General features: G+C 45.2%; 24 protein-coding genes. 20 read left to right on the top strand and 4 right to left on the bottom strand.

The genetic code is table 11. From position 1 onward, the window contains the following. Positions 1 to 6 precede the first annotated feature (6 nt). The 13 genes from ACFQZT_RS29230 to ACFQZT_RS29170 all read left to right on the top strand — a co-directional run bounded on the left by ACFQZT_RS29230 (position 7) and on the right by ACFQZT_RS29170 (position 10,707). Positions 7 to 756 (top strand): arylamine N-acetyltransferase family protein, encoded by a 750-nt coding sequence (locus ACFQZT_RS29230; RefSeq protein WP_379305931.1) that lies wholly within the window; start codon positions 7 to 9, stop codon positions 754 to 756. Positions 757 to 997: 241 nt separating this feature from the next. Next, positions 998 to 2,161 (top strand): YhgE/Pip domain-containing protein, encoded by a 1,164-nt coding sequence (locus ACFQZT_RS29225; protein WP_379305929.1) that lies wholly within the window; start codon positions 998 to 1,000, stop codon positions 2,159 to 2,161. 21 nt (positions 2,162 to 2,182) lie between these two features. Beyond that, positions 2,183 to 2,794, top strand: coding sequence for a TetR/AcrR family transcriptional regulator (locus ACFQZT_RS29220; protein WP_379305927.1), 612 nt, complete (start codon positions 2,183 to 2,185; stop codon positions 2,792 to 2,794). Between the two features lie 190 nt (positions 2,795 to 2,984). Next, the gene (locus ACFQZT_RS29215) at positions 2,985 to 3,689 is read left to right on the top strand and encodes an SAF domain-containing protein (protein WP_379305925.1); all 705 of its coding nucleotides are present in this window, start codon (positions 2,985 to 2,987) and stop codon (positions 3,687 to 3,689) included. A 17-nt stretch (positions 3,690 to 3,706) separates the two neighbouring features. Then, entirely contained in the window at positions 3,707 to 4,942 is a 1,236-nt protein-coding gene (locus tag ACFQZT_RS29210) for a CpaE/TadZ family protein (protein WP_379305923.1), read from the top strand. Positions 4,943 to 4,964: 22 nt separating this feature from the next. Then, on the top strand, positions 4,965 to 6,398 hold the full coding sequence (locus tag ACFQZT_RS29205; RefSeq protein WP_379305921.1) for an ATPase, T2SS/T4P/T4SS family: 1,434 nt from the start codon (positions 4,965 to 4,967) through the stop codon (positions 6,396 to 6,398). 1 nt (position 6,399) lies between these two features. Further along, positions 6,400 to 7,335, top strand: coding sequence for a type II secretion system F family protein (locus tag ACFQZT_RS29200; protein ID WP_379305919.1), 936 nt, complete (start codon positions 6,400 to 6,402; stop codon positions 7,333 to 7,335). A gap of 11 nt (positions 7,336 to 7,346) precedes the next feature. Further along, positions 7,347 to 8,243 carry a hypothetical protein gene (locus ACFQZT_RS29195; RefSeq protein WP_379305917.1) on the top strand — a complete coding sequence of 299 codons (897 nt, stop codon included), beginning with the start codon at positions 7,347 to 7,349 and terminating at the stop codon, positions 8,241 to 8,243. A 15-nt stretch (positions 8,244 to 8,258) separates the two neighbouring features. After that, positions 8,259 to 8,408 carry a hypothetical protein gene (locus ACFQZT_RS29190; RefSeq protein ID WP_379305915.1) on the top strand — a complete coding sequence of 50 codons (150 nt, stop codon included), beginning with the start codon at positions 8,259 to 8,261 and terminating at the stop codon, positions 8,406 to 8,408. After that, on the top strand, positions 8,405 to 8,551 hold the full coding sequence (locus tag ACFQZT_RS29185; RefSeq protein ID WP_379305913.1) for a hypothetical protein: 147 nt from the start codon (positions 8,405 to 8,407) through the stop codon (positions 8,549 to 8,551). Before ACFQZT_RS29190 ends, ACFQZT_RS29185 begins: the two co-directional genes overlap by 4 nt. Beyond that, positions 8,548 to 8,973, top strand: a complete 426-nt coding sequence (locus ACFQZT_RS29180; protein ID WP_379305911.1) for a hypothetical protein — start codon at positions 8,548 to 8,550, stop codon at positions 8,971 to 8,973. The genes ACFQZT_RS29185 and ACFQZT_RS29180 overlap by 4 nt, the downstream gene beginning before the upstream one ends. Positions 8,974 to 8,982: 9 nt before the next feature. Next, a complete protein-coding gene (locus ACFQZT_RS29175) occupies positions 8,983 to 9,465 on the top strand; it encodes a hypothetical protein (RefSeq protein WP_379305909.1) in 483 nt (160 codons plus the stop codon). A gap of 42 nt (positions 9,466 to 9,507) precedes the next feature. Further along, positions 9,508 to 10,707 (top strand): M24 family metallopeptidase, encoded by a 1,200-nt coding sequence (locus tag ACFQZT_RS29170; protein WP_379305907.1) that lies wholly within the window; start codon positions 9,508 to 9,510, stop codon positions 10,705 to 10,707. A 70-nt stretch (positions 10,708 to 10,777) separates the two neighbouring features. Here ACFQZT_RS29170 and clpP read toward each other — a convergent pair whose 3' ends face one another. The 3 genes from clpP to ACFQZT_RS29155 are packed head-to-tail and all read right to left on the bottom strand — an operon-like array spanning position 10,778 to position 12,262. Next, positions 10,778 to 11,359, bottom strand: coding sequence for an ATP-dependent Clp endopeptidase proteolytic subunit ClpP (clpP, locus tag ACFQZT_RS29165; RefSeq protein WP_379305905.1), 582 nt, complete (start codon positions 11,357 to 11,359; stop codon positions 10,778 to 10,780). A gap of 24 nt (positions 11,360 to 11,383) precedes the next feature. Further along, a complete protein-coding gene (locus ACFQZT_RS29160) occupies positions 11,384 to 11,665 on the bottom strand; it encodes a hypothetical protein (protein WP_379305903.1) in 282 nt (93 codons plus the stop codon). A gap of 12 nt (positions 11,666 to 11,677) precedes the next feature. Further along, positions 11,678 to 12,262 (bottom strand): ArsR/SmtB family transcription factor, encoded by a 585-nt coding sequence (locus ACFQZT_RS29155; RefSeq protein ID WP_379305902.1) that lies wholly within the window; start codon positions 12,260 to 12,262, stop codon positions 11,678 to 11,680. A gap of 532 nt (positions 12,263 to 12,794) precedes the next feature. Between ACFQZT_RS29155 and ACFQZT_RS29150 the strand changes: the two genes are divergently transcribed. The 3 genes from ACFQZT_RS29150 (at position 12,795) to ACFQZT_RS29140 (ending at position 15,003) form a co-directional block, all read left to right on the top strand. After that, positions 12,795 to 13,340 (top strand): hypothetical protein, encoded by a 546-nt coding sequence (locus ACFQZT_RS29150; RefSeq protein ID WP_379305900.1) that lies wholly within the window; start codon positions 12,795 to 12,797, stop codon positions 13,338 to 13,340. A 195-nt stretch (positions 13,341 to 13,535) separates the two neighbouring features. Then, positions 13,536 to 14,318: a P-loop NTPase family protein gene (locus tag ACFQZT_RS29145; RefSeq protein ID WP_379305898.1), complete on the top strand. Its 783-nt coding sequence runs from the start codon at positions 13,536 to 13,538 to the stop codon at positions 14,316 to 14,318. Positions 14,319 to 14,505: 187 nt separating this feature from the next. Continuing rightward, positions 14,506 to 15,003, top strand: a complete 498-nt coding sequence (locus ACFQZT_RS29140) for a 2,4'-dihydroxyacetophenone dioxygenase family protein (RefSeq protein ID WP_379305896.1) — start codon at positions 14,506 to 14,508, stop codon at positions 15,001 to 15,003. 454 nt (positions 15,004 to 15,457) lie between these two features. On the opposite strand, the gene ACFQZT_RS29135 is transcribed toward ACFQZT_RS29140, so the two are convergent. Beyond that, a complete protein-coding gene (locus ACFQZT_RS29135; RefSeq protein WP_379305894.1) occupies positions 15,458 to 16,207 on the bottom strand; it encodes an SDR family oxidoreductase in 750 nt (249 codons plus the stop codon). 191 nt (positions 16,208 to 16,398) lie between these two features. Between ACFQZT_RS29135 and ACFQZT_RS29130 the strand changes: the two genes are divergently transcribed. The 4 genes from ACFQZT_RS29130 to ACFQZT_RS29115 all read left to right on the top strand — a co-directional run bounded on the left by ACFQZT_RS29130 (position 16,399) and on the right by ACFQZT_RS29115 (position 19,103). Next, positions 16,399 to 17,247 (top strand): helix-turn-helix transcriptional regulator, encoded by an 849-nt coding sequence (locus ACFQZT_RS29130; RefSeq protein ID WP_379305892.1) that lies wholly within the window; start codon positions 16,399 to 16,401, stop codon positions 17,245 to 17,247. A gap of 447 nt (positions 17,248 to 17,694) precedes the next feature. Continuing rightward, the gene (locus tag ACFQZT_RS29125; protein WP_379305890.1) at positions 17,695 to 18,141 is read left to right on the top strand and encodes a hypothetical protein; all 447 of its coding nucleotides are present in this window, start codon (positions 17,695 to 17,697) and stop codon (positions 18,139 to 18,141) included. A gap of 1 nt (position 18,142) precedes the next feature. Further along, positions 18,143 to 18,367 carry a helix-turn-helix transcriptional regulator gene (locus ACFQZT_RS29120; protein WP_379305888.1) on the top strand — a complete coding sequence of 75 codons (225 nt, stop codon included), beginning with the start codon at positions 18,143 to 18,145 and terminating at the stop codon, positions 18,365 to 18,367. 43 nt (positions 18,368 to 18,410) lie between these two features. Then, the gene (locus ACFQZT_RS29115) at positions 18,411 to 19,103 is read left to right on the top strand and encodes a hypothetical protein (RefSeq protein WP_379305886.1); all 693 of its coding nucleotides are present in this window, start codon (positions 18,411 to 18,413) and stop codon (positions 19,101 to 19,103) included. Positions 19,104 to 19,631: the final 528 nt, after the last annotated feature.

The raw sequence follows: 19,631 nt of genomic DNA, 5'->3' as shown, positions 1-19,631 counted from the left end.
GAACCGATGATGAACATGAACAACTATTTATCGCGAATAGGGATTTCTGACGAAGGTGAAGCTACCATGGATTATCTGCAGCAATTGCAGTATCGGCATGTTACACAGATTCCTTTTGAAAACATGGACATTTTACAGGAAATCCCATTATCGCTTAATTCTTTCGAGATCTATGAAAAGATTGTCACCCGCCGGAGGGGCGGGGTTTGTTATGAATTAAACGGACTTTTCCATGTATTGCTGCGCGAACTCGGGTTTTCGGTCTCGATGGTGGCGGCTACCGTGAATGTGAATGGCAGCTGGTTTAAAGAAGGTACTCATGCGACTAACCTTGTGCAGTTGGGTGGGCTTAAGTATTTGGTTGACGTGGGGTTTGGCGGGCAAACTCCGCGCAGACCGATTCCTTTAACAGGCGAAGAGATTCAGGATGCGGACGGTTATTATCGTGTCCGGTCGTACCCGGAGGAAGCGGGTCAAATGATTTTGGAGAAGAAAGAAACGGAATGGACGATGTTGTATAAATTTTCACTTCAAGCGAGGGTTTTAGCTGATTTTGAAAATGTATGTTTGTTCACCCAAAACGGCGAAGAGTCCAAATTTAACAAGAAACTGCTCATTATGATCGTGACCGATCAAGGGCGCGCAACGTTAAGCGATCATTCGTTGACCATCGTAAACGGCAAGAATAAAATCAAAGAGACCATTGAACCTGAAGCGCTGCAACGGATAATCCAAGAGACTTTTAAAATTGGATAGGTATCAAAAACATGAGGCTGTCTCAAAAGGTCTGAAAAGACCTGAGAGATTGCCCCATGTTTTTTATGTGCTAGTCATTAGTAAATGGAAGGATAGACTAGGATATTTTCTTGTCGTCAGACTTCAATCTGAGGTGATGCTTTTGTTACACGTGCTGTATCTTGTATTGACAGGTGGCGGAGGCCCCCTTATAATTTAAACAAACGTTTAATTAAAACGATTGTTTAAAGGAGTGATTTTTATGAAAACTGCGATACTGGGGTTCTTAAAACCAGCAACGACCAAGGTCGGCATCATCACAGCGATGACGTTTCAACTGCTGTTTAGTATTATCTGGATGACTGGCTACGCTGGGGTAACTGATAATACGAAAAATTTGCGAATCGCAATCGTAAACGAAGACCAAGGCTTAGGTAGTAAAATAGTCGACAATTTGCAAGGCAATCTGCCTTTTCACATGGAAATCATCGCTTCCAGTGAGCAAGCGCAAAAGATGCTGAATGATCGTGAAGTACAGATGGTGATGCACATTTCGGCTGATTTTTCCAAGCAGCTTCAAACACCGGGACAAACGGCTCCGATCTCGTATACGATTAACGAATCTAATCCATCAATGACCAAGTCCATTATGCAAGCTGTTGCCGGCAATGTGACGGCAACCGTCAACAAAGAAGCTGTAGCGGCAGGAGCGTCCGCTGTACTTACACAAATGAATCCAAAACTGCCCGCCGAGCAAGCTCAGCAGATTGCGCAAGGTTTATCGGGTAAAGTCGTCTCTGATATTCAAAGTACGAATAAAGTGAAGGATATGCCCAATCAAATGCTGCCGATGATGCTCGTTCTTGCTTCCATTGTAGGAACTATGATTATGGGAATGAACTTTAACGTGACAAGCAACATGCTCGGAGCATCACTGTCGAAAGGTCAAAAATTAGCAGCAAGACTGGTGATTACTGTCATTGCGGCTGCAGGAGTTGGCTTAATCAGCTCGACGATGGTTGTAGTGTTGGGAGGGCACGTAGAGAAAGGATATATGTCACTCTGGGCGTTCGAATCCTTATTTTTGCTCGCTTTTGCACTCGTAGCTCAAATGTTTTTGACTTTGTTTGGAAACGCGGGTATGCTATTTAACATCGCCATGTTGTCCTTGCAACTGGTGTCATCCGGAGCCATTGTGCCTCGGGAACTCTTATCGAGTTTCTATCATAATTTGAGCGACGCCTTTCCTGCCACCTACGCAGTAAATGGTCTAATGAATATTTTATTCGGGGGACCTGCTGTAGGAAAAGAGATCGGCTTCCTGTTTATCATTGCCGGAGTAGCATTGATCATCGATATCGTCGTAGTTACGCTGAAAAAAACAAAGCCTATACCAGCTGTAGAACATCGCCCGCAAACTGCTTAGCTTAAACCGAGGAGGGTGCTTATGGCCGACCAAGAACTGGATATGAGAACGCGCATTCTTCTCGCAGCGAAGAAGCTTTTTGCGAAGAATGGATATGACGCGACAAGCGTTAGGCAAATATGTGAGGAGGCCGGGGCCAATGTGGCTCTGGTTTCCTATTATTTCGGCGGAAAAGAGAGCGTTTACCACGAGATCTTCAAGCAGTTTTTCCCCACCAATAAGTTTCCGGAGTTTTTTTCCATTGAAGATCCGGTTGAAGGGATACGAACGATCATTCGGGAGGTTGTTTTAATCCGCAACGCCGATCTCGAGCTCATTAGTATAATCCAGATGGAGATTATAACGTTATCGACGCGCGTTGAGAAAATTCGGGAATTTGTCTATCCGATATGGCAGAAAGTTCGGAATTTCTTGGAGTTGGGAAGACAGCAGGGACTATTCCGTTTCGAATCGTTAGACAGTACACTCATGTTCGTATTAGGTTCGGTATTCTTTTATAAACAGAGAGACTTTTTTGAACTTTTATTTACAGAGGAACGCCCGGAAACGCAAGCCTTGATCAGACAAACGATAGATTATGTGATGAATGGATTGGGATACCGTGAGAGGGATAGTGCCATGAAGAATGACTGAGAATGCTACGTGGCGCTGTTCCAAGTTTTTTTTGTAAGAATATGTTGTAAATTGGAAAAACATGTGATATTTTAAACGTATAGATAAGCACTTATATTAATCTTTGATCGATTTGCGAAGAACGCAAATTCCGGATGCATACCCGGGGTTTGCGTTCTTTTTTATTTTGGACAAATAGGAGGTTGATGGATTGAATCGCAGGAGAAGCCTGCTCATCAGTTTGGTTGCTGCGGTATTGGCCGGGCTGCTTGTTTACGGGGTTTACATTTTGCAGGTCAATCAGGTAGAGCTGCAGCAGACGGTGCAGGTTGTTGTGCCAAAGGATTTTATCCGTGCCGGGACGATGATTGGCGCCGATATGGTGGAGCTCAGGGCCGTGCAAAAAGGTAGTTTCACGAACGCCATGGTAACGGACCTGAAAGAAATTATCGGGCAGGAGAGCTTAATTCCGCTCGGGACGAAGGAGCCGATTCTCAGGTGGAAATTGAACAAGTACCACCTTTTACCGAGTGAGAGGGAGGCTACCTTTCAAATCCCCAAAGAGTATGTATTGTCCATCTCCGGCGGCATTCGAGCAGGCGATAGGGTGCGTGTGTATGTATCAACAGCAGATGGCAGCTCACGCAAGCTTTTCGACAAGGAAATGATTGTGGCTTCAGTGAAGTCATCCGCCAATGTGGAGATCGATAATCCCAAAAATTCTAATTTATTATCTAAAGTAGATGGTGATACGGAAAAAATGTACGCTTCGAGGCTAGAAGCTAACGGGGCTATCGACCAGATTAATTTGAATTTGAGCGAGGACGAGTGGCTGGAAATTGATCGGCTTTGCAGCACGAAAAAATCGAAGCTGGTCATTGCATTTAGTTCATCGTCTATACTTGCACCTCAATGAAGGGAGGAATGAACAACTTGAATATCGGATTGCTTTCAACGGATGAAAGGCTGATCGATGAACTTACGAATGTGGTGTACAAACAAACTCTGACATGGGTGATATGCTCGGCAGTTGAGCAGTTTAGCAGGGAGTTAAATGGAGCTCCATTCTCCCATATCATTTTATCAGATCGGCAGATGGATTTCGGGGCATTGGAGGAATGGCTCGATGGCTTGCAGCGGCAGCATCCGGACATGAAGGTAATCGTCCTGCTCTCCAACTATCATGATGCGGCCGTCAATGAGAAATACGTGAAGATGTGTAAGCTGAAAAAGCTGGATTACATCCAACCGGGGAGAAGCACGGCGGTTATTGCGGATCAAATTCGTGCTTGGGTCGATGGTTTGTCGGGAGAGCAAACCTATCATCAATCGATGGGCAAGCTGATTACATATGTGGGATCAACGCCGAATATCGGGACCACTTTAACTTCCTTTGGTACGGCTTTTTCATTAGCTAAGGAGACCACTGCGAAGATCGGGTATCTATGCCTCAATTTAAAAAGTTCTAAGCTTCACCGCTATCTTGGACGGGATGATAACGTGTTTACACTGGATAGCTTGAGAGCCGAACTTAAAGCGCAGAGCCTTACGGCGGAGAGACTTCAGCAAGTATGTGACAAACCGCGTGAGGCGCCTGGATTGTATGTTTTATATGGGAATATGCTTCGGGAGCAAGCGGAATTTTTCACGCCGTCCGAAATTGTGCATTTGCTGCGCATAGCGCGTGCCGCTTTCGATGTAAGTATTGTCGAAGTGAGCGCATATTGGGATAATGCGGCGACAGTATGCGGTCTTTTGGAAGCCGACACGAGAATTGTTATTACAACCCCTGATATCGCTCAATTTCAGGAGGATTTCTCGAAGTGGATTCGTCAAGTTGGCTCTGTATTCGGGCTTCAGCCGGATGCATTTGAATTAATAGCTGTCCAAACAGATCGTATGTCCAAGCATGACGAGTTCACGATCAAAGATATACGCAAGGAAACGCAGCTCCATCTAATCGGACAAATTTCCAAACATGCCGATGCGCTTTCTCGCTGCAACCAAGGCAAACTGCTCGATTTGTTCTTGCCTGGTCATGCCATGCGGGAGGAACTTGTTGCGGTATCGCGTAAGTTAATCGATTACTATCAGCTGCCGAGGAGAGTGAGTCTACGCCAAACGACATGGCTCCGAAGAATGATCGCGGGTCGACGGGCCGTAACTTAAATGAATGGAGAGGTGAAAGGGAGTGAATGAGGAACGGTTTTCGATTATTACTTACATGCACGAGCGCAAAAATGAGGATTCGGCAGAGAGCATTGATGTAAGGTCTCATGCGTCAGAATGCAGGGACAATGCCGCAATGCAAACGCAAGAAGACATCGTTTTTAATCAATGGGTACAAGATATTCGCAGCGAGCTCGTATCAGTCAAAGGCAGGAATGAAGAAGAGAAGCAGCTTTATAATGAAACTCTAAACCGAGCCATTCTAGGTTATGAGGAAGACCGAGGCAAGCTTCTGGCCATTATTCATGATCTTGTCGCGAAGCGAAGGTTGACGGATGTGCCTCCACGGGCAAGCAGCTATGCTACTTTGCCTGAAGCCATTTTTGCAGAAATTATCGGCTTGAATGTGCTGGAGCTTGTATTGAAACAAAAAGAAGGGCTTGAAGAGATTCAAGTTGTAGGGAAGCGGATTTTTGAAGTTCGCGGAGGCGTTCCTGTGCCGTCCCCTTACATGTTGCCCTCTGTGAGAGATTTGGAACGCATTCAACAGAATCTGGTGCTTTTTAATAATGATACCTTAAATCCGAGAAAGCGTTGGGCGGAAGTCATTTTACGCGACGGGTCGCGTGTTACCATGACCGGGTTCGGCTTTACGGCCGAGCCGACTTTGACGATTCGTTTTTATACAGTAAAACGATTCGATCTTGCTTCTCTATCCGGACCGGAACTGGCAACGATGGATACGAAGATGAAAGAGCTGCTCCTAAGGTTCATTCGTTCCTATTTCAATCTCGTCGTTATCGGCCCGACGAACTCAGGTAAAACCAATTTAATTAAGGCCATTATTGCTGAAATGGACGATAACGAAAGAATCATTACGATCGAATCGCGATTCGAGTTGAATTTAAAACGGGACTTCCCTCACAAAAATATTGTTGAATATGAAATTGATGAGCAAGACCCTCGTCATTCAGGCTTACAAGCTTTCAAGTTAGCTTTACGACAGTCTCCAAAACGCATTTGTCATGCAGAAATTCGCGACGAGGATGCCAATTTGTATGTCCGTGCGTGCACTCGTGGTCACGAAGGCAGTATTACGTCCGTGCACGTTAACGAATTGGAAGATGTGCCCGATGCAATTACGGATATGTGTATGCTCGATGGACGTGGGATGAATCCAACGCGATTAACGAAGCGAATTACAGAATATGTTACACAAATTGGGATCGAAATGGCTGTCGTCCGTGGAAAAAGAAAAATTGTGCGAATTGGCGAATACTGTTACGTTAACGGGGAGGTCCACGTAAGCGCTCTCGCAGTTTATGACAATTTCACAGAGCGATGGACATTTCCCGGGAAATTGTCGCATCGTGCTTCGCAAAAAATAAAAAAATATGACCAAGCAGGGTTTACTGTGCTGATGAAGCTCGGATTTGTAGAGAAAGAAGGCGAATGACATGTTGGTTTTCGCCAAATATTTATTTCTTTTACTGCTGTTTACACTCTGTTATGTGTTTCTCCAAACGATGCTGCAAGTGTTAATCCGACAGCGTAAAGCCAGATACAGGCTTCACTATGTCAAACAATCGACTTTCGGTAGCAGGTTCAGCGAATATTTGGGGAAAAGAAGCCATTTGTATAAGCATGTCAAAGAGATGATGGAATCGGTCGAATCCAGATTAAGTATGAATGTGATGATGATGTTGACCTTCATCTTATTTCTGGCGGGTTTACTCATTGGGGCTTTGTTTTTTCAAACCTTCAAAGGTGTTCTGGTCGTTACAGCCATATGCATTTCGCTTCCCTATATGATGCTGCGCATGAAGTTGATGAGTGTAAGACTACAGACTCGATTGGAGTTTTTGCCTGCCGTTGAAGTGTTTTATCAGTACTATATGATTGACCCTAATAAAAATATTAAGCTTGCGCTCAAATTTTGCCTGGAGGAAGGTCGGATTTTGTATCCGATTAAGCCGGTTTTCGAGCAGTTATACCGTAACTTAATGACACAGAGGGAGACGGAGGAAAGCTTGCGGATTTTTGCAATCACATTGGGGCATACGTGGGCGGATTATTTTGTCGGCATTATTCGTGTCGCCTTGACCGAAGGGAGTTATGTCGGAGAAAGCTTAAAGGAGTTAATTGTCGATATGCGGAAAGCGCAGCGAGCCGATCAATTAGAAAGAAACAGGCTTCTGGAGATACGGATCGCAAATTTCACGCCTATTTTCTTTCTGGCTCTATTTTTGTTTATTAATTTTAAGGTGAATACGGATAATGCGTATTTGTATTATGTTGTGGACCCCGCTGGACGAAATATGCTTCTGGATGCTCTGCTGCTCATTTTTGTGTCTTTTTTAATGGGGATTTACTTATCGCTTAGAAGAATGTGAGGCTGTTCGTATTGGTTATGGAAAGTACGCAGCTACTTGTGCTGCAAATTGGCTCGAATGTGCTTCTTTTTATTTTTATCATGACTGTTCTGTACCATCTGCTAATTCTAGTTCCTGTCAGATCCAAAAGATGGAGGTCTTTGCGGGTCAAACATGTTTTTAGACAAGCTAAACTCCCGTTGTGGTTATTCAAGTCGCTCGGGATGAGCAATAAAAGCGTGGAAGAGAAGCGTCAGCTTCTGATTGGATGCGGTGTTTGGCTGGATGCGGCTTTATATGAAGGAAGCAGGCGGTTGTTAATGGGCGCTGCGATCGTCGTTATGATCGGCAGTTATTCGGGCTTCCAATTTAGGCTGGCGGCTTATGTTCAGCCGATTTATGTCATAGCTGGGGCTGGATGTGTGCTTATATTTCTAATATTCGATAAAAAAGTTCTTTTTCAACTAAAAGCGCAGCGAGCGCATCGGATTGTCAAAGAAATTTACGTCCTTAGTCACCACCTTTTGTATTACAACGATTCCCGTATGAATTTGCATGCAAAGCTTGCACGCTGCGTATCGCAGACAAGATCGATACGGTCGGTGTTTCAAATCATGTTAAACGAATGGTATCAGGATTCGGAGACGGCTATTCATCATTTTAAAACCAGGCTGGGGACGGACGAAGCCCATAGCTTCGGGGAAACTTTGAATGCATTAAGGCTGAATGAACACGGCAGCTATTACGATTTATTGAAGCAAAGGATTCAGGATTATAAAGAGAAGATGGAACTGGTCCGAGATAGTCGAAAAGAAACCGTGTCTTATGTGCTCTTTGTATTGGCAGGGTTGCCTATTCTCAATACGTTTCGGGTGTTTATGTATCCATGGATTGCCGAAGGGCAGCGATTATTTGATTCTATTAACTAAAGGAAGAGGGACCTTATGAGGAATATTTTGATTACGGTGATGATGTTAATTGTGGTAGCTGTCTTATTTACGTCGATTATTAATGATGGATCGACAGGCATGAAGAAAAATATCGAAACGCATGGAACTAAAGCGAATACAGATATAACGGCGCTCAAACCGTGAGATCCATATTAGTTACAGTAATGCTGATCATGGTCGCAATCTTGATTTACAGCCATGTAGTCGGGGGGAGCAATGGTACCCGGCAGCAAGTATCGGATGGTGGAGCGCGGATCAATGATACGATCCAGAAGATCGATCCATGAAGCAGATTCTTGTATTTATTTTGTTTGCTACAATACTTTGTTGGTTCATGTTCGCACCTGTTTACAAGCACGTTATTATTCTGCGGCAAGCCTTGCTGCAAAAAGAGGTCGACTATTTGCTTGAAATCGGATCAAACGGCAGGCATGGCTACATCAATGAAGCAATGATTAATGCCTCTAAACAACGGATGGAGGAGAGAGGCTTTGTACCCGGAGATCTCGTTTATACGGTGACAACACCAGCAGGAGCAGGTGGAACGGATGCCGGTCAACCGGTTGTTCGGGGGACAGGATTGTCTTTAAAACTCACTTACCCGTACCATCGGCTATTTGTTATCGACCAGCTGGTCGGCATCGCCATTCCGGCACAAACCGATCGCATGGGAGCTGCCGGGATGAAAATGAGCGAATATGTGCCCTGAGGAGATGCGATGTATAAGTTGCTGTTATTAATCCTGATGAGTGTAACGTTTATGGCGCTTTATGCTTTGCAAACAGATGAGGAGGTGGCGATGCATACGCTTTTTCAAGGCAAGCATGCGCTGAATCGAGCGGTACATGCGGCTGCCCAGCAAAGCGATCAGGTGAAGTTGGCTTCGGGGATTCACTCGATTGATGAGAGTAAAGCTCGGGCGGAGGCGATGCGTTACCTGCAAACGAATTTGAGGTTGAACGGTTCAAATGAACCGCTGCCCGGTACATTTCTGCGAAACCGCGTGGATGTGGAATTATTTAAGGTCGTTAATGATCGGGAGGTATTTCCATATACGTATACGAATGCAGGGTACGGATATTCAGTTACATTAACAAGACCGGGAATTATTATGTTTATTCGATTGGAATTCCCTCGGACCTATTCGGTGCTGCAGCCGATTACTTGGACGATCAAATCTTCGGCGGAAATGGTGTATTGATGTATAATGGGGTTAAGTTACATCTAAGGAGAGATTGCTCTGATGAATAGGTTCGAGTTCGAACAAAGGCAGCAGTGGCTGCAGGCCGAGATGGTTCAACGTGGATGGTCCGGTTTCTTAATCACGCAAAATGTTGATATGTACTATTATACCGGTTCGATGCAGACCGGATATTTGTTTATTCCTGCTGAGGGCGAACCGTTGTACTTGGTTCGCCGAAGTTTGACAAGAGCGGAAGAAGAGGCCCATGCGGTTGTTGAACCGCTGGGGTCTTTGAAGACGCTCAAGGAGCGCCTGGCAGCCCGATATCCTGGGCTGCTGGATGCCGCTGCCGCAGACGGCGGACTGCGGCTGGCGACGGAGCTGGACGTGCTCCCCGTCCAGCAGTTCCAGCGCCTGCAGGCCGCGCTGCCCGGCGCGGCCTGGGAAGACGGCTCGCTGCTCGTGCGCGAGCAGCGGATGATCAAATCGCCGGACGAAGTCGCGGCGATCCGGCAGGCTGCGTCCGTCGTCGACGCAGCTTTGGAGGCAGCCATCCCCCACATTCGGGAGGGGATGGCTGAGTTTGAGCTGATGGCGCTCATAGAGCATCAGCTCCGGCTGCGCGGGCACCAAGGGCTGATGCGCATGCGTGCTTACAATTCCGAGTTAATCACCGGAATGGTTGCGGCAGGCGCTTCGGCGGCGGTGCCCACCTATTTTGACGGGCCGGCCGGGGGCACGGGGCTTCACCCGTCCAGCCCGCAGAGCTCAGGCCGCGCGCTGCTGAAGCGCGGCGAACCGATCCTCGTCGATATCGGCTGCTGCATCGACGGCTATCTCATCGATCAGACGCGCACGCTCGTGATCGGTGATCTAGACCCCGAGCTGCAGCGCGCTTACGAGGTGGCGGAGCAGGTGCTCCGCGCCACCGAATCCAGGCTGCAGCCGGGCGTGATAAGCGAGCATCTGTACCTGCTCGCTCTGGATCAAGTGCAGGAAGCGGGGCTGAACGCCCACTTCATGGGTTACGGCGCTGACCAAGTGAAGTTCCTTGGTCACGGTATCGGGCTCGAAATCGACGAACTGCCCGTTCTCGCCAAAGGTTTCAAATACCCGCTGACGCCAGGCATGGTCATCGCCATTGAACCCAAGTTCACGTTCCCGGGTCGAGGTGTAGTCGGTATCGAGGACACCTATCTCATCACGGAAACCGGCTATGAGAAATTGACGATTTCCCGAGAGGGTATCATCGTCATCTAAATGGAAAAGACTGCCTAAGAACTTTTCGAGTTCGGAGGCAGTCTTTTTGTTATTTTTTTGTGTTCGATGGTTAGATCTTCTCAACTACTTTATCGATCAAACCGTAGCTTTTAGCTTCTTCGGCCGTTAAATAGTAATCGCGGTCCGTGTCACGTTCGACTTTGTCCAACGGCTGTTTACTTGTTTCAGCAATAATGCGGTTTAGTGTATCACGCGTTTTGAGGATGTGTTGTGCACGAATTTGGATATCGCTCGCTTGTCCCTGCGTGCCGCCCCAAGGCTGGTGGATCATGACTTCGGCGTTCGGAAGCGCAAAGCGTTTGCCGGGAGCGCCGGCTGTCAGCAGGGTAGCACCCATGGATGCGGCCATACCCACGCAGATGGTAGAGACATCGGGTTTGATGAACTGCATCGTATCATAGATGGCGAGTCCAGCTGAGGTGGAACCGCCAGGCGAGTTAATGTACAGCGAGATATCTTTCTCAGGATCTTCGGCAGATAGGAACAAGAGCTGAGCAATGATGGCATTTGCTACCTGATCATTTACCTCAGTACCTAGGAATACAATTCGATCTTTAAGCAAACGGGAATAAATGTCGTAGGAGCGCTCCCCACGGGAGGATTGTTCAACAACCATTGGAATGAAGCTCATGTCAATCATCCTTTCTCTAAGTAATTAGGCGGCCAAATTTTGGACCGAGTGATTGCTGTAAGAAGGTCTTTGGCCAAATCCGGAGGATATAATCTTGAGGCGGACAGGTTCTTCAGACGTTGATGTGGAGAGGTCTCGTATGCTGACGGTAGCTTCCGAATCGATGAATGCGGAGCCATGACGGCGGTATTCATCGATGGAAACGACTTTACGGTTCGTGTCTTGTGTGCGCTCAATCTTTTGCTCCCAGATAATCACGGGTGCAGCCTCTTTTTGCGGCTTGCTCGTTTGTTGCTTTGGGCTCATAGGAAGTTCCTCCTAATTTTTAGGTTTGGGATACACGGTTAGCAGCACCTGATACGTTGAATCTTCGCTAGATGTGCTTGTGTATCGGCTTACTAATTGCTGAACCATCGCCGCATATTCATCTACGAATGCTTGCCGCTGTTGTTCATCGGCTAAATGCACCTGCAGCTCCAGGGAGGCGCTGGGTATGACTTCGTTTGCGTCGGACTGCTCCATTAGCAGCATGGCATCTCTTTTGATACGTTCCGAAGTCGTAATGAGATGGGCGAGCGAGCTCTGGTCTTTTAGTCTTTGTACGGTTTCCGGCTTCATGCTGAGTGATTCGGCAAGAACAAAAGTCTTAGCGATGGATCTGAACAACACTTCAACCAAATTGCGCACTTGGCGCGTGCCGACCTTTTGGACCAAGCCTGCTTTCTCCAGTGCTTTCAGATGATAATTAATGCGCTGTGCAGTTTCGCCAAGCTGCCGGGCTACTTCTGTCGCAGAAGCCGGTTCCATGAGTTGGGCGATGATTTCCCCGCGAAGCGGATTTAGCAGCACGGTCGCTTGTTCGGGAGATTCAATGTAATAGCTGTCCTGAATATCGTTTAACATGGAGAGAAAGTGCCTCCAATACAAAATATATGTTACGTAAAAATATTTTATTACGTATTTTGATGAATGTCAAATGGCAAATGCCTATGATGTGTTGGTTGACAAATAAGTTTTGAAGTAGACAATAAAGTTTTGAAGTAGACAATAAAGTTTTGAAGTGACAAATATAGTTTTGAAGTAACAAACAAAGTTTTGAAGTGACAAATAAAGTTCTGAAGTTACATAGGCGTTCACTCTATTGGGTGAACGCCTATTAAATTTCTTTATGGAGGAAGTCCTTAGTCGTATGGAAACAAGTCAGTAGTCATCAATATCAATACGGGTGGGGGGGATTAAACTAACTGGCAGTAAAATCACAAAAAAACATGGGGGCCCAATTCCATGTTATGGTAATATCAACGTATTAAATCAAACTTAGATAAATTAAACGAGGGGAATTATGCAATGACCACTGTTGGAATCTTAGGGACGATACATAATAATGAATTAAGATAGGAATCAATGTCCTCTCGATCTTTATAAGGAGATTATTTTGGAGTTTAAGCCGGATATTATATGTGGCGAAGTTCATCCGAGAAGCTGGGAAAAGTACTTAAATAACAAGAATGAAAAAGGTTATTGGGGAGAACCCGCTAGTGAATATTGGGAACTGATTTTCCCTTTATGTGAAGAGCACAGTATTGAGCTTGTCCCCATTGACTGGTTTGAACTGGATGTCTGGAACAATTTTTCGCCATTCGAAGGTTATTCAAATGAGGAAAAGGCTGAGCTTGAGAAAATTGATGACGAATGGTTTTCAAAGCAAATGAATGCTCACTCTTATGGAAATATTCCTTTTAATTCGAAGGAGTTTGATAATTTAGCCAAGCAAAAATATGATTGGTTGTTTCAGATCAATCCAGTATCGCAAAATTTTCGGTGGATAGTCAGGAACCATATTATGATTAAACGGGTAGTAAACACATTTAAAGCCAATCCTGATAAAAGGATTCTATGTATTGTTGGCGCAGACCATAATTATTTCTTTTATGAGGAATTAAGAAAGGAAGCAATTACACTTATATATCCGTTAAGATAATAACTTCATCCCAGCATGGCAGAATTGCGCTAACGAAAAACGATAGCTCAATCTAACACATCAAGAGGGAACGACAGGCAGCTTCGTTGCGCTAACTGGCAAATGTATGATAGAACAGATGGAATTGTTTATTAGCATATTATTGTAAAAGTTTCTTGCTGATTAGGAGTAAATCACATGCGAAGGGATTGCAAGTTGATCTTGGTTGAAGGATTGTGTGGAACGGGCAAATCGACGTTAGCGGAACGATTGCATCGCTATCTCTTACAACAAGGCATCTCATCCAGTTTTTATGATGAAGGTGCCGAGGGGCATCCGGCGAGCTTGAATTGGCACGCTTTCTTCCGAGAAGAGGAATATAAGGAACTTCTGGAGCGTTACCCGAACAAAGTTAACGATATTCGCTCACGCGCTATAAAGGATGGTACCAGTTACTTGCTTCCTTACCGTGAGGTCAGGGAATTCACCGAGTTGAATGCGCTCTATGCTGAGCTAAAGTCTCGCGAACTATGCTGGACGGATTCGCCCATAGCCACGCTGTCGGAGTTTACATATTCGATCCTGAGGCAATGGGCACGTTTCGCTGAGCTTGCTAGCACTTCTGGGAAGATATATGTACTCGAAGCGGTGTTCTTTCAGCATCAGATTCATGATTTGCTACGTCACTATCAAGCTGTTGATCGCCAAATAGAGCAGCACATTCATGGAATTGCCGATCAGATTGCTGCCATGCATCCAGTATTGATTTATTTAACTCAGCCAAGTGTGCGGGAGCAGCAGGTTTGGATATCCTCAATCCGTGCAAAACCCCATTTCGCTAGGGAACAAAATATTAGGTTTATGGAAAACCGCAAGCGGATCGAATTGAAGTTGCTTGATACGCTTCCGTTCCCAACCTATACTTTTGAAAATGTAAATCTAGATTGGGAAGATGTCTTTAGTAAAATGGTAGGGGCAATTGGTCAAAATATCGGGTAAAATACACAAAGAATTCATTAAGCTATCGGGACACGATAGTGCGGAGCTGCAAAAGGGCAGCTCCTTTCTAATGTTCATTAAAGTAACTGGTAGGTTAACGTGAAGACAATAGATGGAAATAAAGGGAAACTGGCGCTGTCTTCGAATAATAAATATAACTTAACTATTTTGAATGAAGGTGCCTCCAATGAATTCCTTAATTGAAGATTCTGTTATAAAACTTGCAGAGAAATTCCAGTTGCCAGAGCGTATTGTGAACATTGATGACCTACCTTGGGTGCCATTCACTGATAATCACTCTTGCTATTTCAAACCTTTACGTTTTGATCTAAATACAGGAACGTGGATTTACTTATTTAAGATTAAGAGTAATCAGATATTGGGAAGACATAGACATACTGGTGGATCAGTAATTGGCTATAATATTCAGGGAAAGTGGGGATATGAAGGACGAGAATGGGTTGCTGTACCGGGAACCTTCATATTTGAGCCACCAGGTGACATTCATACGCTAATAACTGAAGAAGAGGAAGTTGTAACACTATTTATTTTAGGGGGCTCACTTCAGTATTTTGACGAGAAGGATCAAATAATTGGGCAAGATGACATTTATACCGTTCTGAATAAATATAGAGTTTATTGTGAATTACATGGGATTGAAACTAGGGATGACCTGATTTATTAGGATACAGGCACATATAATCCCTTGAGTTAACGGGTAACGTTTGTTTAATAAATTACCTTCAAGAGTTGCCGGGTAGATACCGCCCTGACTACGAGGTGAGGTGAGGTGAGGTGAGAAAATGAATTGGTGGATTTAAATATAAACTGGCAGTGGATACGACATTAAAGGGGAAAAATGCAAAGTGAATTATTGGTTAAAGAGTATTATTCTAAGGATATTAGCCACCTTACTTGGAAATATAATCGTCGGAGTACTGTTGCTTATTTGTAAGCGTAAAACCGCACCCACCTGTTCATAGGAGTCGGCACCTGTTACAATGAATCCATCATACGGGACTGACACTGATCATTTCACCCAGTAGAACAAAAGTTAAATAAAGGCATCGGCAGTCTGGGACTTTCACATCCGAGGCTGTTAATGCCTTATTCATATATTCACACACCTTGTCAATTAGTTATACCAGTGAAGAACCGCCATCCACGACAATAGTCTGTCCGGTGGAGAATTTCTCACGCATTAAATAAAGAAAGGCCTCGGCCGCATCTTCTGGTTCTCCTACTCGGCCTACCAGGAGGGTTTTTCCAAAAGTCTCATACATATCGTTTCGGTTTTCCTCAGGCATGTCGTTCCACATCTCGGTACGCATTAACCCGAAGCTTATCGCGTTGACACGAAGCGGGCTAAGTTCGACAGCCAATGCCCTGGTCAATGCCTCAATAGCGCTGCATATGCTGGCTGCGACCGCCCAACCCTTCTGCGGCCGAGCTCCGGCAACGCCAGAAGTTAAAATGATTGACCCGCCCTCTCTGAGGTTCTTGCTACCATATTTAGCGGCCATAAACGCCCCCCAGTAACGCAGGTTAAAAAATCGACGTGCTGTCTCCATGTCAATTGTGCTGAGATTTTCGATATGCAAGGACTCGCCAGCCGTGAAAACCAAATGATCAAATTCACCAATTTGGCTGAAGAATGCACGAACCATCTCTTCATTCGATAGATCAACCACATGCCCTTCCGCACCTTGGGGCAGACGCGAGATCGCATTTTCAACTCTCTCTTTTCGACTGGAGACCACGACTACGGACGCCCCTTCCCACGCAGCCGCTTCGGCTGTTGCAAATCCAAATCCTGACGTTCCTCCAAGGAGGACAACGCGTTTGCCTCTTAATGTACTGCTTCGTTTGCTCTGTTCTGTTTTTACCATAGAATCTCCCTCTTTTTCATGATCGGTTTTGAAAAAATATTACTGCCGACTCCTCCTTCACTACAGGCGACAAGTCGATTATAATCAGTTAATAAACACACAAATAGGTCTGTGTTTGTAGTACTATTCCGAATACTAATCGTACGGATACTGATATAAAATATATCAGGATATGGAGGTGAATCCTTGTTATGAATTCTGAAAGAAGACGAAAAGAACTAGCTAATTTTCTCCGGACCCGCCGCTCGCGTCTATCTCCGCATGAGGTGGGATTACCGGTTGAGACCTCACGTCGTCGTACGCCTGGTCTGAGGCGGGAAGAAGTGGCAAGTCTATCAGGCATTTCCTTACCGTGGTACACCGCACTGGAGCAGGGACGGGATATTCAAGTATCGGAACAAGTACTGGAAAGCTTGGTACGTACCCTTCAACTTAGCAACGACGAACGCAATCATCTACTCGTGTTGGCTAACCATGCTGTACTTCCACACGAAACAGTTGATGAATCCATTTCTCCAGCCATTCAACAGATTCTTGACAGGATGGGGACCTACCCTGCCTATGTCATCGATAAGCGCTGGAACGTTTCCGCATGGAACCAAATGACGAATAAGGTATGTGGGGACTTTAAACAAGCGACAGAGATCGAGAGAAATATCCTTTGGCGCGTGTTCATGATGAAGGATAAGCAAGCTCGCATTGTTAATTGGGAAAACGTTGCCACCATGCTGTTAGCTCATTTCAGAAGCCGATATGCCTTATACATGAATGATTCGTGGTATCAGGAATTAGTTAACATGTTATATGCCAGGAGTGAGGAGTTCAGGGAGTGGTGGGGGAGACATGAGGTTTCCGGAAATTCGGAAGGAGAAAAATTGATCCAACATCCTCAAGCAGGCCTGTTGACATTTCGTTACAATAATTTCACAGTTTCTGAAAGTGGTGACTTCGTGATGAGGGTATTCACACCAATCGAAAACACTGGAACTGATGAACGGTTAGAAGATCTAATGTCTGAGTTTCGTTCGGGCAGTCTATAAAAAAGTATTCCTTGACAAAGCGATCACTTGATAAAATCATTCCTAAGTCAAAATATCAAATAGGCCCAAACTAGCAGACAGATGGGAGCCAGAGTAAGATAGATAAAGATCACGAACGGCAGGTTAAGTTTTTGATCGCTCAAACTAAACGGACTTGGCACCAATTCCAAATGTCTTTAGAAGGGGCGGGTAGGGTAGTTTAATGTCGATCTACCTATTTGAAGGCTCAATGCGTAGAATTCATAAGTGAACGAAAAGAACAGGAGAAAATAGTTTGGGTCAGGTTTTGCGACGGGAGTGTCGGAGCGAACCTGATCCTTTTTTTTACATTTTATCTGATGCAAAGAATTTATATATGTAAAGAATTCTTGACATTATGAATAGAATTCATTACATTATGTACATCGAACTTAACTCGAAAACCATATTGTGCAGGTGGTGTTGGGTATGACCTACCAAGAAAAGAAGAGTATCGTATCGTTGATCAGTGCTGTCGTTATTTTCGGAGCTTATTGTGCGTACATGTACCCGATGTATCCCGAAGGGGGGCTGGAGCCAACGGAAACCTTTCATTATTGGGGTTATTTCGTTCTTACTCTGACTTTGGTTTCAATCGTCGCGCATATCTTGATCAGCATTATTTTTAACATCGTCTTTAGGATAACGACCGGAGAAAAGGAACCGAGATTTGAGGATGAACTGGATAAACTTATTGCCTTGAAAGCACACCGAAATTCTTTCTTTTTATTTATTATCGGATTTCTTCTTGCCATGGGTTCGATAGTCATCGATCAGCCCATACAAGTGATGTTTGTGATCCTAATCGTCTCAGGATTCATCTCCGATGTTACCGGCTCCGTTACAAAGATTTATCACTACCAGAGAGGAGTCTAAGATGGGCAAAAATCTTGTCGGCAATCACATCCGAAGATTTCGATTTAACAATGATGAAATGACACAGCAACAATTGGCTGACAAGGTGGGCGTAACGAGACAAACCATCGTGGCCCTGGAAAAGGGGAACTACTCCCCGTCACTGGAGTTGGCCTTTCGCATTGCCCATGCCTTTAACGTACCCTTGGAAGAGGTATTCTTTTACGGGGATCACCAAAAGGAGTAAATTTGTAGGGTTGGCTAAATACCTAAAACAAGGAGAGTAAAAAATGAAGATAACAGCCTCGTATCTTGTCCGTTGGGCAGGTTTAGCAGCTATGGTGGCAGGAGTCCTTTTCATAGTGATTCAGCCGCTTCATCCACCTGAAATTCTTTCATCAGTTACCACCGGCACATGGGCAATCGTTCACTACTTAACTATCGCAATGTGCCTCTTCGGCCTCTTTGGGATAATGGGGATTTACGCCAGGCAAGTGAAAGAGGCCGGTTGGCTTGGTCTGATCGGGTTTCTCCTTTTTAGCCTTTGGCTGGTGTTCACTACTGCCCTTACGTTCGTAGAAGCTTTTATCTTGCCGTTACTCACGAATGACGCTCCAAAGTTTGTGGAGGGCTTTTTGGGACTCTCCAGTGGGTCCGGCAGCGAAATCAATCTCGGAGCCCTCGCAGGGGCAGGCATCATATCAGCTGTATCGTATTTGCTTGGTGGCTTGCTGTTCGGCATCGCTTTGCTCCGCGCCCGTATCTTGTCACGCTGGGCGGCCGGCTTACTTGCCGTTGGGGCTGTTTCATCTCTTGCGGCCGCGCTTCTCCCACACGAGCTTGGACGGATAGCAGCGATCCCGGTGGGGTTAGCGATGGCTTGGCTGGGATATGCACTCTGGTCGGAGCAGAGAGTGAAAGCCAAGGAAGAACCCACACCTGGCCCTAGATTACCGAATAGAAATGACCCGAAGAGTTTTTAAGGATTTCCATAGATCCGCTATACTCCCAAAAATCCTTTGATATCTTCGATATCGATGCTCTTCGTGAGTTGCATATTACAGATCATCAATTAACACAAAATATATGGCTTAGGGTTGCACGAAATACTGCAGAAAGCGGACGGATGATCATAATTTGTTGAACCGCCATGCCATGGGATATCGAAAAATGCGTGGATTATGCTTTTTTGAAACATGTCTACTATTTAAATTTACATTGTGACGATGAAACTCAGGATAAACGTTTACGTGAAAGAAACTGGACAGACGATAAGATTCAACAATACAAGAACTTTGCAAAACGTTTGATCGAAATTGCTGACGAGGTTTATTCCCTGCCTATGCCGAACAGTAGTTGCATCTCAAAAAAAGAGTGGGTTCTCCGATAAGTTTGAACTCGATAACGAAAGCTCCAAGACACAGGCTGCCGGTATATCGGCAACCGCTCAGCTATTCCAGCTAACAGCTTGTCAATATTTAATTATTAATGGGAGATTCATGTGGTGGTAT

The sequence above is a fragment of the Paenibacillus sp. GCM10027628 genome (assembly GCF_042676385.1).
GTDB lineage: Bacteria > Bacillota > Bacilli > Paenibacillales > NBRC-103111 > Paenibacillus_E.
Note: the sequence above shows the minus strand (reverse complement) of the source record. Positions and strands in the feature narration are given on the sequence as shown.

Excerpts from the sequence above, each read along its gene's own strand:
- ACFQZT_RS29225 (WP_379305929.1), top strand. The coding sequence starts at position 998 with ATGAAAACTGCGATACTGGGGTTCTTAAAACCAGCAACGACCAAGGTC.
- ACFQZT_RS29175 (WP_379305909.1), top strand. The coding sequence starts at position 8,983 with ATGTATAAGTTGCTGTTATTAATCCTGATGAGTGTAACGTTTATGGCG.
- ACFQZT_RS29180 (WP_379305911.1), top strand. The coding sequence starts at position 8,548 with ATGAAGCAGATTCTTGTATTTATTTTGTTTGCTACAATACTTTGTTGG.
- ACFQZT_RS29125 (WP_379305890.1), top strand. The coding sequence starts at position 17,695 with ATGACCTACCAAGAAAAGAAGAGTATCGTATCGTTGATCAGTGCTGTC.
- ACFQZT_RS29160 (WP_379305903.1), bottom strand. The coding sequence starts at position 11,665 with ATGAGCCCAAAGCAACAAACGAGCAAGCCGCAAAAAGAGGCTGCACCC.
- ACFQZT_RS29120 (WP_379305888.1), top strand. The coding sequence starts at position 18,143 with ATGGGCAAAAATCTTGTCGGCAATCACATCCGAAGATTTCGATTTAAC.
- ACFQZT_RS29200 (WP_379305919.1), top strand. The coding sequence starts at position 6,400 with ATGTTGGTTTTCGCCAAATATTTATTTCTTTTACTGCTGTTTACACTC.
- ACFQZT_RS29190 (WP_379305915.1), top strand. The coding sequence starts at position 8,259 with ATGAGGAATATTTTGATTACGGTGATGATGTTAATTGTGGTAGCTGTC.
- ACFQZT_RS29170 (WP_379305907.1), top strand. The coding sequence starts at position 9,508 with ATGAATAGGTTCGAGTTCGAACAAAGGCAGCAGTGGCTGCAGGCCGAG.
- ACFQZT_RS29230 (WP_379305931.1), top strand. The coding sequence starts at position 7 with ATGATGAACATGAACAACTATTTATCGCGAATAGGGATTTCTGACGAA.
- ACFQZT_RS29155 (WP_379305902.1), bottom strand. The coding sequence starts at position 12,262 with ATGTTAAACGATATTCAGGACAGCTATTACATTGAATCTCCCGAACAA.
- ACFQZT_RS29135 (WP_379305894.1), bottom strand. The coding sequence starts at position 16,207 with ATGGTAAAAACAGAACAGAGCAAACGAAGCAGTACATTAAGAGGCAAA.
- clpP (WP_379305905.1), bottom strand. The coding sequence starts at position 11,359 with ATGAGCTTCATTCCAATGGTTGTTGAACAATCCTCCCGTGGGGAGCGC.
- ACFQZT_RS29130 (WP_379305892.1), top strand. The coding sequence starts at position 16,399 with ATGAATTCTGAAAGAAGACGAAAAGAACTAGCTAATTTTCTCCGGACC.
- ACFQZT_RS29140 (WP_379305896.1), top strand. The coding sequence starts at position 14,506 with ATGAATTCCTTAATTGAAGATTCTGTTATAAAACTTGCAGAGAAATTC.
- ACFQZT_RS29220 (WP_379305927.1), top strand. The coding sequence starts at position 2,183 with ATGGCCGACCAAGAACTGGATATGAGAACGCGCATTCTTCTCGCAGCG.
- ACFQZT_RS29115 (WP_379305886.1), top strand. The coding sequence starts at position 18,411 with ATGAAGATAACAGCCTCGTATCTTGTCCGTTGGGCAGGTTTAGCAGCT.